A 12,888-nucleotide genomic window follows, 5' to 3' on the forward strand; every position below is an offset into this window, starting at 1 on the left:
CGCGCGCTCGGCCTATCGTGGCCCCTGAGTGGGCACCCACAATGCGCCATGGTCGAGAAATCAATGGATTCATCCCGCGCCCACGCCGCCGTGCTGGCCAACTTCGCCACGCAACCGCTGCCTTCGGTCGTGTACGGCATCACAGCCCTTCGGTACGAAGGGAACATGGTGGCGGAGGTCATGATGGGCATGTTCGACGCGGCCATGGAGCGCTGGGAACTCCGCCCCGCGCCCACCCGCCTGGTCGAGGTGGTCGACCGCCTGGTCGAGGGCGACACGGTCATCTCGATGTTCCCGACGGAACGCGGCGTGCTGCAGCAGGGTCCCGAGGTGAAGGTGGACGTGCTCCCCGAAGGCACGGAGACGCTCGCGCTTGCGCAAGAGCGGCCCGGCCAGCGCCTCGCCGACCTGCCGCGCTTCTAGATCTCTTTCAGCTGCTTCTTCAGCTGCATCTTGTCCGCGTTGCGCTCGGCGCTGCGCGACTTTCGGTGCTCGCCCGCCTTGCGCTGCGCCGCCGGCACCACCAGCGGGTTGCGCGGCTTGCTGGCGGCCAGCCGCAGTTTCGTCTTGCGCGCGGAACTCATGTCTGTGGCTTCAAGGCCGGCAGCTTGAGCAAACCCGTGGACAACGCCGTGCCGCAGACGATGACGACGCCGCAAAGCACCATCCACGGCGTCACCTGTTCGTTCAGGAACACGCTGCCGTAGAACAGGGCGAACACCGGCACCACGAAGGTCACGGCCAGCGCACGCGCGGGCCCTGCCTGTTCGATCAGCCGGAAGTAGAGGATGTAGGCGACACCGGTGCACAGCACGCCGACCGCCAGCAACGCCAGCCAGGCCTGCGCGCCCGGTGTTTGCCCCGGCCACAACCACAGCGCCGGGAGCGCAAGGCCGAGCGTGGCGCCGATCTGGCTGCCCGTCGCGGTCACGAGCGGGGGCAGCCCGCCCAAGTGCTTCTTGGTTGCGCTTGCCGCGATGGCGTAGCACTTGGTGGCGACCAGGCAGGCCAGCACGGCCCAGGCCGGTGCGATGCCGCCGTTGTCGGCTTTGAAGCTGGCTTTGTCCCAGGCGAGCAGCGCGACGCCCGCGAACCCGATCGCGAGTCCGAGCACGCGCGAGCCCGTCGGTTTGTCCTTCAGCCACCACCAGGCGACCAGGGCCCCGAACAGCGGCACCGTGGCGTTCAGGATGGCGGAAAGGCCCGTGGTGATCGCGAGCAAGGAGAAAGAGAACAACGCGAACGGGATGCCGGAATTCAGCACGCCGATCACCGCGATCTTCTTCCAGTGCTGGCGCAGTTCGGCCACGTGACCGCGCAACCATAGCAGCGGCAAGAGGAATAGTGCGGCGATCAACACCCGCACGAAGGCCGTGGGCAGCGCGCCGAAATCCACCACCGCGTAGCGCATGAAGAGGAACGACGATCCCCAGATCGCCGCGAGCAGCACGAAATCAGCGATGGAAGCGAAAGACATGGCGATCGAGTGTGCCTGTGGAAGCGTTGTCCGCTACCGGTGCAGTGATGAAAGATGCGCGGCGGATTGATTCCGCCATCACATCAATGCGCCTTCGAGCTTGAGCAACGCCGACTTGCGTTCCAGCCCGCCGGCATAGCCGGTGAGGGCGCCGCCGGTGCCGACGACGCGGTGACAGGGCACGACGATGCTGACGGGGTTGCGGCCCACGGCGGCGCCCACGGCCCGCGCCGCCTGCGGTTTGCCGACGCGCCGGCTCAGCTCACCGTAACTGGTGGTTTCGCCGCGGGGGATGCGCAACAGCGCCTGCCACACGCTTTGCTGGAACGCGGTGCCCAGGCGCAGGTCCAGCGGGAGGTCGAATCCGGCGCGCTTGCCCGCGAAGTAGTCGGCGAGTTGCTGCCGCGCCTGATGCAGCATCGGGTGATCGGGCTGCTCCGGCCAGCCCGTGCTGTCGGGGCCATGGCGCTGGCCCACGAACCACACGCCGGCCACGCCGGTGTCCGTGGCAGCCAGCAGCATCGGCCCGAGCGGGCTCTCGTAGCGGCAGGAGACGAGGTCGGAAGGCGCTTTCATGTCTTTGCTCCAGAAGAGGTGGGTTGGGCCAGGGTGCTCCACGCCCGCACCACGGCATAGCTGCGCCAGGGTTTCCAGGCTTGCGATGCCGATTCGGCGTCGCGCGCGGCCTGCTTGTTCTGCTGGACGCCCAGCGCTTTTTGCAGCGCGACGTCACCTGCCGGGAAGGCGTCGGGCCAGCGCAGCGCCCGCATGGCGATGTATTGCGCTGTCCAGTCGCCGATGCCGGGCAGCTCCTTCAGAGCGGTGATGGTGGCCTGCACATCGGCGCCGCCATGGAGGTGGATGCGGCGTTCCGCCACGGCGCGGGCGATGGCGACGATGGCCGACTGCCGCTGCTTGACGATGCCGAGTTGCCCCAGCGCGTCGCCTTCCGCCGCGGCCAGCACGGCTGGCTCGGGGAACAGGTGCGTCAGGGCGGCGTGAGGTGTCGCGATGGGTTCGCCGAAGCGGTCCAGCAGGCGCTGCGCGAGGGTGCGCGCCGCGGCCACGGTGATCTGCTGGCCCAGGACAGCGCGGACGGCAAGCTCGTAGCCGCTCAGCGACCCAGGCACACGCAGGCCGTCGCCCAGTGGAAAGCTGCCGTGCAGTTGCGCGTTGATGGCGTGCGGATCCGCGTCCAGGTCGAGAGCGGCCCGCAACCGCCGCAGCAGGAGCGGCAGCACCGGCCGCAGCGTGTCGCTGAAGTGCAGCACCACGCGGGTTTGCGCTTCGTCGAATTCCGCGACCAGCCAGCCGCTGTGGCGCTCGCCGCCGGCGGTGATGGACAGGGTGCGGCCGAGCTGGTTGCCCTCCACGAACTCCAGTCCGGTCATCGCGCGGGTGCGGAAGAAGCCGAGCATGGCCTGCACGTCATAGGGCGGCCGATAGCCCAGGCGAACCGTCGCGCCTCCCGCCTCGTTCGCGCCCGCACGCCGCAGCTGGGTCGGGTTCAACCCATAGTGCTCGCTGAACGCAGCATTGAAGCGGCGCACGCTGGCGTAACCGCTGATGAGTGCGATCTGCGTCACGGGCAGGTCGGTGTCCGCCAGCAACTGCTTGGCCGTGAGCAGGCGGCGCGTCTGCAGATACTGGATCGGCGAAACGCCCAGCTGGGCCTCGAAGATGCGGCGCAGGTGGCGGTCGCTCACGCCGAGGCGGGCTGCCAGCTGCTCCATGGAAGGCGGCTCGCCGTCCCAGGCTTCCGGCTCGTCGAGCAGCCGCGCCGCCTGCTGGGCCAGGATGCTGCTGGCATCCTGGATCGACCAATGCTGCGCATAAGGCGCCAGCTCGGGCCGGCAGCGCAGGCACGGCCGGAAACCCGCATGCTCGGCCTGCGCCGCATGCGCGAAGAAGCGGCAGTTCTCGCGGCGCGGCAGCCGGACCTTGCAAACCGGCCGGCAGTAGATGCCGGTGCTCGTGACCCCCGTGTAGAAGCTGCCGTCGAAGCGCGCGTCGCGCGTCTTCAGCGCGAGGTAGCAGGCATCGGGGTGCAGCGGGGTGTCGACGGATGGCATGGAGGAATGATACGCAGCGGCCGCGCACGAACTGGCCGTTTTCGGACATGTTCCCCGGGGGTCCGCGCCTAGAATGGCTGCAAACCCTTTTCGCACCTCCCCATGCAACTCAACCCCAGCATCTTCAAGGCGTACGACATTCGTGGCGTCGTGCCCTCCACCTTGACCGAAGAAGTCGCCGAAGCACTCGGCCGGGCCTTCGGCACCGTCGCCCGCCGCGAGGGCGAATCGACCGTTGCCGTTGGCCGGGACGGGCGCCTCAGCGGCCCCGGCATGAGCGCGGCGCTCGTGCGCGGCCTCGTCGCCAGCGGCGTCGACGTCGTCGACGTCGGCATGGTCACCACGCCCATGCTCTATTTCGCGGCGAGCACGCTTTGCAGCAGCGGCATCCAGGTGACCGGCAGCCACAACCCGCGTGACTACAACGGCTTCAAGATGGTGATGGCCGGCCGCGCCATTTACGGCGAAGAGATCCAGGCCCTGCGCAAGCTGATGGAAACCGGGGTGTCCGAAGATGCAAGCACTCCGGGCAATGTGCGCAACGTCAACATCTTCGCGCCTTACCGCGACAGGATCGTCGGCGACGTGAAGCTGGCCCGCCCGTTGAAGATCGTCGTCGATTCCGGCAATGGCGTGGCCGGTGCCTCGGCGCCCGCGATCTACCGCGCGCTCGGCTGCGAAGTCGTCGAGCTGTACAGCGAGGTCGACGGCAACTTCCCGAATCACCACCCGGACCCGAGCAAGCCCGAGAACCTGCGCGACCTGATCGCCGCCCTGAAGACCAGCGGTGCCGACCTGGGCCTCGCCTTCGACGGTGACGGCGACCGCCTCGGCATCATCACCCGCGGCGGCAACAACATCTACCCCGACCGGCAGATGATGCTGTTCGCGCGCGACGTGCTCTCGCGCGTGCCCGGCGCGCCCATCCTCTTCGACGTGAAGTGCACGCAGCGCCTGGCCCCGGCCATCGCGGCGGCCGGTGGCCAGCCCCTGATGTACAAGACCGGCCACTCGCTGATCAAGGCCAAGATGCGTGAAGTGAACGCGCCGCTGGGCGGGGAGATGAGCGGCCACATCTTCTTCAAGGAGCGCTGGTACGGCTTCGACGACGGCACCTATGCCGGGGCGCGGCTGCTCGAGATCGTCTCGCGCCATCCCGACCCGAGCGCCGTGCTCGACGCACTGCCCACGAGCTTCTCGACGCCCGAACTCAACGTGAAGTGCGAGGAGGGCGAACCGCACCGCGTGGTGGAGCAACTGGTGGCCAAGGCGTCGTTCCCGGCCGCGCAGGTGTCGACCATCGATGGCCTGCGCGTCGACTGGCCCGACGGCTTCGGGCTCATCCGCGGCTCGAACACCACGCCGGTGCTGGTGCTGCGCTTCGAGGGGCACACGCAGGAAGCGATGCACCGCATCGAAGGGGAGATGCTCGCGTTGCTCCGCACCGTCAAGCCGGATGCGGCCATCGCCGAGGCGGCGCATTGAGGATCCTGGTCGTCAAGCTGTCTTCGCTCGGCGACGTGGTGCACGCGATGCCTGCGGTGCAGGACATGCTTCGTTGCGTGCCCGGGGCGCAGGTCGACTGGGTGGTGGAACGCGGCTTCGCCGCGCTGGCCGCACGCTGCGAAGGCGTCGCCCGCACCATCCCCTGTGAACTGCGGCGCTGGCGCAAGGCACCGCTCGCGCGCGAGACACGGGCCGATTGGCGCGGCTTCCGTGCCGACTTGCACCGTGCGGACTACGACGCCGTGATCGACCTGCAGGGCCTGACCAAGTCCGCGCTGGTCGCCCACATGGCCCGGCTGGCAGGCGGCGGGCGCCGCTACGCGATGGCGAACCGCACGGAGGGCTCGAGCTACGAGGCGCCCACGCGCTGGGTGGCCGACGTCGCCGTGGCGGTGGATCCGCAGTCGCATGCCGTGCAGCGCTCGCGCGCCATGTGTGCCGAGGTGTTCGGCTACGCGGTGCCGGATGAATTGCGCTTCGGCCTGCGGCGCGGCGCTGGCCCGGCGCAACGCTGTGCCGTGCTGGTGCACGGGACCTCGCGCGAAGACAAGTGCTGGCCCGAGGACCATTGGGTCGCGCTGGGTCGCCGCCTCATCGCGCAGGGCTACACGCTGGCCTTGCCGCATGGCAGCGAGGCGGAAGAAGCGCGCAGCCGGCGGTTCGCGCAGGCGCTGGGGCCCGAAGCGGAAGTGTGGCCCCGGCTTTCGCTGGACGCGCTCACCGACCGCATGGCGCGCTGCGCCGGCGTGGTCGGCGTCGACAGCGGCCTGAGCCACATCGCCGTCGCACTGGACCTGCCGCACGTGCAGATCTACAACTTCGACACCGCCTGGCGCACCGGCCCGCTGCCGCAGGCGCGGCGCCAGCGCAGCGTGGTCGCGCAGCCGGCGCCGACGGTCGAAGCGGTGGCTGCCGCCTGGGACGCCGTCACAATGCCGGGATGATCCGGCCGCTCTATTCCCTGGTCCTGATCGGAGCGCAACCCCTGCTGCGGCGCAAGCTGCGGCGGCGCGGCGTGTCCGAGCCAGGCTACCTGGAGCATGTGGAGGAACGGTTCGGGCGCTATGAGCAGGCCACGGAGCCGGGGCGGTTGTGGATCCACGCGGTGTCGCTCGGGGAAACGCGCGCGGCCGGCATCCTCCTGAAGGCATTGCGGGAAGTGGATCCGGGGTTGCGCATCCTGCTGACCCACGGCACGGCCACGGGACGCGCGGAAGGCGCCAGGCTGCTGCGCAAAGGCGATGCGCAGGCTTGGCTGCCGTGGGACACGCCGCAGGCCGTGCGCGGGTTCCTCGAACATTTCAAGCCGGCGGCCGGCGTGTTGATGGAGACCGAGGTGTGGCCGAACCTCACGGCGGCCTGCCACGGGCGCGGCATTCCCCTGGCGCTGGCGAATGCCCGGCTGAGCGAGAAGTCGCTGGTGCAGGCGCGGCGGCTGTCCGGGCTTTCACGTCCCGCCTATGGCGCCCTGGCGGCCGTTTGGGCGCAGACGGAAACGGATGCCCGGCGGCTGGCCGAGGCAGGGGCCACGGTGAAGGGTGTGTACGGCAATCTGAAGTTCGATGCGGCGCCGGACGCGGGGCAGCTTGCGCGTGGGCGTGGGTGGCGCGCGGCGCTGCAACGGCCGATCGTCATGTTCGCGAGTTCGCGTGAAGGCGAGGAGGCGGAGTTCCTGCGTGCGATTGCCGGCAAGCGTGACGTGCAGTGGCTGATCGTGCCGCGCCATCCGCAGCGCTTCGACGAGGTGGCGGCGCTGGTGTCGGATGCGGGGGTGACGGTGTCCCGGCGCAGTGCCTGGGGTGAAGGTCCGGCGGCGGCCGATGTCTGGATCGGTGATTCGCTGGGCGAGATGGCGCTGTACTACGGTCTGGCCGACGTCGCGCTGCTGGGCGGCAGCTTCGCGCCCCTGGGCGGACAGAACCTGATCGAGGCGGCGGCATGTGGGTGCCCTGTCGTGATGGGGCCGCATACGTTCAACTTTGCCGAGGCCGCGGAGCTGGCGGAGGAGGCGGGGGCGGCGAAGCGCGTCACAGCCATGGAAGAGGGGCTGCGTGCGGCAGTGGAGATGGCGGCCGATGGGGGTCTGCGCGCCGCCGCGTCCGAAGCCGGGTTGGCCTTCGCTTCGGCGCATCGGGGCGCTGCGCACATGACGGCCAAAGCCGTGGCCGAACTGCTGGCGCGCTGAAATTCAGTGCCGGATCAAGTCCGCAATGACAGGCACGCGAACTACGGCGTCAGCAAGGTATTCAATCGCGCCAGATCTTCCACCTGCAGCGTGCCGTTCGCCTGCCGCAGCCGAAGGTGCCCGAGCAGCACGTTGTAGCGCGCCTGCGCCAGGTCGCGCTTGGTCTGGAACAGCTGGCTTTGCGCGTTCAGGACGTCGATGTTGATGCGCACACCGACCTGGTAACCCAGGCGGTTGGCATCCAGCGCGCTTTGGCTGGAGGCCTCTGCCGCCTCGAGCGCGCGGATCTGGCCTTGGCCGGACACGACGCCAAAGAAGGCCGTGCGCACGGCCTGCGAGACAGAGCGGCGCGTGGCGTCGAGGTCGGCCTTCGCCTTCTCCTCGAGGGACAGCGTCTCGCGGATCCGGTTCTGGGTGGCGAAGCCGGCGAAGAGCGGAAGGTTGAAAGCCACGCCGAGGTTGCCGCTCTTGGGCCTGGAGTCCAGCGGCGACGCGGCGCTTCCGTTGAGGTTGCGCGTCAGCCCGTAGCTGGCCGTCAGGTCCACCGTGGGCTTGTGTCCGGCCTTGGCCTTCTCGGTTTCCAGCTCGGCGATCTCCACGGCTGTCTTGGCCTGCAGGATCGACGGGCTGCTCGACTCGGCCTGGACCACCCAGGCCTCCGCATCCGGCGGTTGCGGCGCCGGCACGTTCAATGGCGTCGCCAGGGAGTTCGCTTGCGTGTTGTCGCGACCCACGACGGTGTCGAGCGCGAGACGCTTCACGCGCAAGTCGTTCTCGGCAGTGATCTCCTGCGCCAGCACCAGGTCGTAGCGCGCCTGCGCTTCACGGGTGTCGGTGATGGTCGAGGTGCCGACCTCGAAGTTGCGCTTGGCCGAGGCCAGCTGCTCGGCCACGGCGGCCTTTTGGGCACGGACGAAAGCCAGCGTGTCCTGCGCTGCGAGCACGTCGAAGTAGGCCTGGCTCACCCGGATGATGAGGTCCTGGCCGGCGGCGGTGAGCTGGAACTCCGCCAGTTGCAGCTGGCGCAAGCCCTGGCGGTAGTTGGCCAGGTTGGCCGGCCGGTACAGCGGTTGCGACGCGCTGACGGTCGCATTCTGCGTCGTGAAGTTGCGGTCCGTGGCGGGATTGTTGTTCTCGAACGCGCTGCGGGTGACACCGCCGGAAAGGCCGGCGGTGGGCAGGATGTTGGCCCTGGCCTGCTCGGCGCGGGCGATGTTCGCGTCGTACTGCGCTTTGGCCGACTGCCAACTCGCGTCATGGACGCGCGCCGCCTCGTAAAGCGCCAACAGGCTTTCCGCGCGCGCCGGCGCCGCCAGGACCAGGCTCAAAGCCGCCGCCAGGGGAAGTAGCCGCATCGAGATCATTGAATCCGTCCTTGTTGCTGTTCGTTCGTTGTGCGCATCAATACCTCGGCACCGCCGGGTCGCGTTCCTGCGACCACGCATCGATGCCGCCGGCGATGTTGGCCAGTTGCGTGAAGCCCTGCTGCGCCAGAAACATCGCCACGCGCTGGCTGCGCGCGCCGTGGTGGCACAGCACCGCCGTCGGCCGTTCGGGGTCGAGCTGCGCCATGCTGCCCTGCAGCTGGCTCATGGGAATCGTCACGAGCTCGAAATCCTGCGGCTGGACGCTGGCGGTCTGCACTTCCCAGGCCTCGCGCACGTCCAGCACCACGGCGGATGCGGGCTGGGCCTGCAACCAGGCGTCGAGTTCGGCGGGGCGCACCTGCGGGATCATGGCTGGCGTCAGAAGTGGAAGCGTGATGGTTCGGCGAAATTGGCGAGCCGGGGGGCGACCGTGTCCCACGGCTGGGTGGTCGTGTAGCCCGTCTCGCTGTCGCGCCGGACGAACGTGGCGCGCATGACCGGCTCCATGCCGACCACCGCCGCCAGCCGGCCGCCCACTTTCAGCTGCGCCAGCAGCGCGGGCGGGATTTCCGCCACCGATCCGCTCAGCACGATCACGTCGAACGGACCCTCGGCCGCGAGACCCTTGGCGCCATCCGCTTCGCGCACCTCTGCGTTGCCGATGCCGGCCTGCTGCAGGTTGGCGCGGGCCATCTCCACCAGCCGGGGCTCGAGCTCCAGGGTGATCACGCGCTGCGCGCGCCGGGCCAGCAGGGCGGCCATGTAGCCGGAGCCGGCGCCGATTTCCAGCACCTTGTCGGTGGGCTTCAGCGCGACGTCCTGCAGCATGCGGGCCTCGACCTTGGGTGCGAGCATGCAGTGGCCGCGGCGCATGGCGTCCTCGCTGCTGCCCAGCAAGGGGATCTCCATGTCGACGAAGGCGAGCGCCTTGTGGGCGAGCGGCACGAAATCTTCACGCTTCACCTGCGAGAGCAGGGCCAGGATGTCGAGGTCGAGCACGTCCCAGGGGCGGATCTGCTGCTCGATCATGTGGAAGCGCGCGCGTTCGAGGTCGGCGGGGGCGGTCATGGGGGCTTTCTCCGGGGCGGTCATCAGGACAAACCGTCCATTTTAGAAGCGGCGACCGGCTCGGCCCCCGCGCCGCCGCCCGCGGGCCGGCGGCCGCGGCGCAGCCACTGGGCGAAATCATCCAGGTAGCAGTAGACGACGGGCACCACCACGAGCGTGAGCAGCGACGACGTGATGACCCCGCCGATGACCGCCTGGCCCATGGGCGCGCGCTGTTCGGAGCCTTCGGTGAGCGCGAAGGCCAGCGGCACCATGCCGAAGATCATGGCCAGCGTGGTCATCAGGATGGGGCGCAGCCGCACCTTGGCGGCGAGCAGCAACGCCTCGGCCCGCTGCATGCCTTGCTCACGCATGCGGATGGCGAAGTCGACCAGCAGGATGGCGTTCTTGGTCACCAGCCCCATCAGCATCACAACGCCGATCACGGAGAACATCGATAGCGTCGAGCGGAACATCATCAAGGCCAGCACGACGCCGATCAGCGTGAGCGGCAGCGACGTCATCAGCGCCAGCGGCTGCAGGAAGCTCTTGAACTGGCTGGCCAGGATCATGTAGATGAAGATCACCGCCATGGCCAGCGCCGACACGGCGTAGCCGAACGACTCGCGCATGTTCTTGGTGGAGCCGCCGAACTGGTAGCGGTAGCCGGGCGGGAACTGGATGCCGTCGAGCGAGGTGCGGATGTCGCCGGAGACGTCGCCCGCGGCGCGGCCGAAGGCGTTGGCGTTGATCGCCACCTCACGCGTCAGGTCGCGCCGGTTGATCTGGTTGGGGCCGGTGCCCTCGCTGATGCGCGCCACCTGGTTCAGGCGCACGACGCGCGTGCTGCCATCGGCGTTCGTGCCGGTGGTGAACGGCACACGCTCCAGGTCGCCGGGCGTGGTGCGGGCCTCGGGCGCGAGACGCACGTTCACGTCGTAAGTCTGGTCGTCCGGGGCACGCCAGTTGCCGACGGTCTGGCCGGCCACCAGCGTGCGCAGGGAGCCGGCGATCTGCGCCACCGTCAGGCCCAGGTCCGACGCCGCGTCGCGGTTCACGTCGATGTCGATCGTGGGCTTGTCGGGTTTGACGCTGGAGTCGAGGTCGACGAGCCCGGGAATGGTCCGCACGCGCTCCACGACCAGGCGCGACAAGCGTTCGAGCTCCTTCAGGTCCGGCCCTTGCAGCGAGAACTCGATCTGCTTGTTGCCACCCACCGCGTCCAGCAGGCCGGCGTGCGTGACGGTGATGCCCGGCACCTGCTTCAGACGCTCACGCAGCACGCCGGACATCTGGTCGGCGCTTCGGTCACGCTCCTTGCGGTCCACGAGGCGGACGTAGATGTTCGCGTAGATCTTGCCCTGGGCGTTGCCGGTGTTGATGGTGGCGACGGTGTAGCGCACCTCGCGGAACTCCCGCACGATCGCTTCCACCTGCTTGGCCTTGCTCTCCGTGAGCTCCAGCGCGGAGCCGACCGGCGTGTAGAAGGTGATGCTGGTCTCGGAGAAGTCGGCCTTGGGCACGAATTCCGTGCCCAGCAACGGCACCATGAACACGCTGGTGATGAAGATGGCGATGGAGCCCAGCACCGTCGCGAGCTTGTGGGCCAGGGACCAGCGCAGGATGGACTGGTAGCCCTCGGCCAGCCGGTCGGTGGACCGGTCGAACCAGCCGGTCACGCGGCCGATGGTCTTGTCGTAGAACGTGGGGTTGACCGGCGTCTTGCCATGCGCGTCGATCGCGGGGTCGTGCCAGACCGAGGACAGCATCGGGTCGAGCGTGAAACTAACGAACATCGAGATCATCACCGCGGCCACGATGGTCACGCCGAACTCGTGGAAGAACTTGCCGATGATGCCGCCCATGAAGCCGATGGGCAGGAACACCGCGACGATCGAGAAGGTGGTGGCCAGCACGGCCAGGCCGATCTCCTGCGTGCCGTCCATCGACGCCTGGTACGGCGTCTTGCCCATCTGCACATGGCGCACGATGTTCTCGCGCACCACGATCGCGTCGTCGATCAGCAGGCCCACGCACAGCGACAGCGCCATCAGCGTGATCATGTTGATCGTGAAGCCGAAGGCGTACATGAAGAGGAAGGTGCCGATCAGCGCGATGGGCAGCGTGAGCCCCGTGATGACGGTGGAGCGCCAGGAGTTCAGGAACAGGAAGACGATCAGCACCGTGAGGATGGCGCCTTCGATCAAGGTGCGCTGGACGTTGGCGACCGACACGCGGATCGGGCGGGATGCGTCCGTCACCGGCTCGAGCCGGACACCGGGCGGCAGTTGCGCCTTCATCTCGTCGAGGGTCGCCTTCAGGCCGTCGACGACGCCGATCGTGTTCTCGTCCTGCGACTTCTGCACCGTCAGCAGCAGCGTGCGCTCGCCGTTGTAGAGGGCGAGGCTCTCGACTTCCTGGGCGCCGTCGCTCACTCGCGCAACCTGGTTCACGCGCACCGGTGCGTTGTTCTTGCGCGTGATGATGATGTTGCCGAAGTCCTCGGGACGCTGCATGCGCGCGTCGATCTGCACGACGCGATCCTGCGCCAGCGAGCGGATGGCGCCCACCGGCAGGTCCTGGTTTTCGTTGCGCACGGCGGCGACGACCTGGTCGGCCGTGATGCCGAGCGCTTCCATCGCCGCCGCGTTCAGGTAGACGTTGATCTCGCGCTTGGTGCCACCCACGAGCGTGACCGAGCCGACGCCCCGCACGTTCTCCAGGCGCTTCTTCAGCACCTGGTCGGACCAGTTCGTGAGTTCGACGGCGCTCATGCCACGCGCACCCTTGGCCGTGTCGGGCAGCACGGCCACCGACCAGATGGCACGGCTCGCCGGGTCGAAGCGCAGGACGCGCGGCTCCTTCACCTCCGTGCGGAAGATGGGTCGCACGGCCGCCACCTTCTCGCGCACATCCTCCGCCGCCTTGCGGCCGTCGATGTGCAGCTGGAACTCGATGATGACGACGGCCTGGCCCTCATAGCTGCGCGAGGTGAGGGCGTTGATGCCGGCGATGGAGTTGACCGACTCTTCCAGCTTCTTGGTGACCTCGCTCTCGACGATCTCGGGCGAGGCGCCGGGATACTCCGCCGTCACCACGACCACCGGGAAGTCGATGTTCGGGAACTGGTCGACCTTGAGGCGCTGCCATGAGAACAGGCCGAGCACGACGATGGCGAGCATCACCATCGTGGCGAACACCGGATTCTTCAGGCTGACGCGGGTGAACCACATG

12 protein-coding genes are annotated in these 12,888 nt (G+C 68.6%); 4 read left to right on the top strand and 8 right to left on the bottom strand.

Going from position 1 to position 12,888, the window contains the following annotated elements; translation table 11 throughout:
* Positions 1-63 precede the first annotated feature (63 nt).
* Positions 64-423, top strand: coding sequence for a hypothetical protein (locus FN976_RS02005; protein ID WP_145890439.1), 360 nt, complete (start codon positions 64-66; stop codon positions 421-423).
* On the opposite strand, the gene FN976_RS28760 is transcribed toward FN976_RS02005, so the two are convergent.
* The 4 genes from FN976_RS28760 to FN976_RS02020 all read right to left on the bottom strand — a co-directional run bounded on the left by FN976_RS28760 (position 420) and on the right by FN976_RS02020 (position 3,549).
* Positions 420-584 (bottom strand): hypothetical protein, encoded by a 165-nt coding sequence (locus tag FN976_RS28760; RefSeq protein ID WP_186510725.1) that lies wholly within the window; start codon positions 582-584, stop codon positions 420-422. The two genes, FN976_RS02005 and FN976_RS28760, sit on opposite strands and share 4 nt — an antisense overlap.
* On the bottom strand, positions 581-1,477 hold the full coding sequence (locus FN976_RS02010) for a DMT family transporter (RefSeq protein ID WP_145890441.1): 897 nt from the start codon (positions 1,475-1,477) through the stop codon (positions 581-583). Before FN976_RS02010 ends, FN976_RS28760 begins: the two co-directional genes overlap by 4 nt.
* 78 nt (positions 1,478-1,555) lie before the next feature.
* Complete coding sequence (locus FN976_RS02015; RefSeq protein ID WP_145890443.1) at positions 1,556-2,053, bottom strand: methylated-DNA--[protein]-cysteine S-methyltransferase; 498 nt, start codon at positions 2,051-2,053, stop codon at positions 1,556-1,558.
* Positions 2,050-3,549, bottom strand: coding sequence for a DNA-3-methyladenine glycosylase 2 family protein (locus FN976_RS02020; RefSeq protein ID WP_145890445.1), 1,500 nt, complete (start codon positions 3,547-3,549; stop codon positions 2,050-2,052). The genes FN976_RS02015 and FN976_RS02020 overlap by 4 nt, the downstream gene beginning before the upstream one ends.
* A 102-nt stretch (positions 3,550-3,651) precedes the next feature.
* On the opposite strand from FN976_RS02020, the gene FN976_RS02025 reads away from it, so the two are divergent.
* From FN976_RS02025 to FN976_RS02035, 3 genes are read left to right on the top strand one after another with little or no spacing between them, the layout of a single operon-like run.
* The gene (locus tag FN976_RS02025; RefSeq protein ID WP_145890447.1) at positions 3,652-5,034 is read left to right on the top strand and encodes a phosphomannomutase/phosphoglucomutase; all 1,383 of its coding nucleotides are present in this window, start codon (positions 3,652-3,654) and stop codon (positions 5,032-5,034) included.
* A complete protein-coding gene (waaC, locus tag FN976_RS02030; RefSeq protein ID WP_145890449.1) occupies positions 5,031-5,999 on the top strand; it encodes a lipopolysaccharide heptosyltransferase I in 969 nt (322 codons plus the stop codon). Before FN976_RS02025 ends, waaC begins: the two co-directional genes overlap by 4 nt.
* Positions 5,996-7,240: a 3-deoxy-D-manno-octulosonic acid transferase gene (locus FN976_RS02035; RefSeq protein ID WP_145890451.1), complete on the top strand. Its 1,245-nt coding sequence runs from the start codon at positions 5,996-5,998 to the stop codon at positions 7,238-7,240. The genes waaC and FN976_RS02035 overlap by 4 nt, the downstream gene beginning before the upstream one ends.
* Before the next feature lie 41 nt (positions 7,241-7,281).
* Here the strand turns inward: FN976_RS02035 and FN976_RS02040 are convergent, their stop codons facing one another.
* Genes FN976_RS02040 through FN976_RS02055 form a run of 4 tightly spaced genes read right to left on the bottom strand, consistent with a single transcriptional unit; the run spans position 7,282 to position 12,887 of the window.
* Entirely contained in the window at positions 7,282-8,604 is a 1,323-nt protein-coding gene (locus tag FN976_RS02040; protein WP_145890453.1) for a TolC family outer membrane protein, read from the bottom strand.
* Positions 8,605-8,641: 37 nt separating this feature from the next.
* Positions 8,642-8,977, bottom strand: a complete 336-nt coding sequence (locus FN976_RS02045) for a rhodanese-like domain-containing protein (protein WP_145890455.1) — start codon at positions 8,975-8,977, stop codon at positions 8,642-8,644.
* Positions 8,978-8,985: 8 nt separating this feature from the next.
* Positions 8,986-9,699, bottom strand: coding sequence for a protein-L-isoaspartate O-methyltransferase family protein (locus FN976_RS02050; RefSeq protein ID WP_145890457.1), 714 nt, complete (start codon positions 9,697-9,699; stop codon positions 8,986-8,988).
* Positions 9,699-12,887, bottom strand: coding sequence for an efflux RND transporter permease subunit (locus FN976_RS02055; RefSeq protein ID WP_145890459.1), 3,189 nt, complete (start codon positions 12,885-12,887; stop codon positions 9,699-9,701). Before FN976_RS02055 ends, FN976_RS02050 begins: the two co-directional genes overlap by 1 nt.
* Position 12,888 lies beyond the last annotated feature (1 nt).

Origin of the sequence: Caenimonas sedimenti (assembly GCF_007833165.1) — a bacterium.
Taxonomy (GTDB): Bacteria; Pseudomonadota; Gammaproteobacteria; order Burkholderiales; family Burkholderiaceae_C; genus Ramlibacter; species Ramlibacter sedimenti.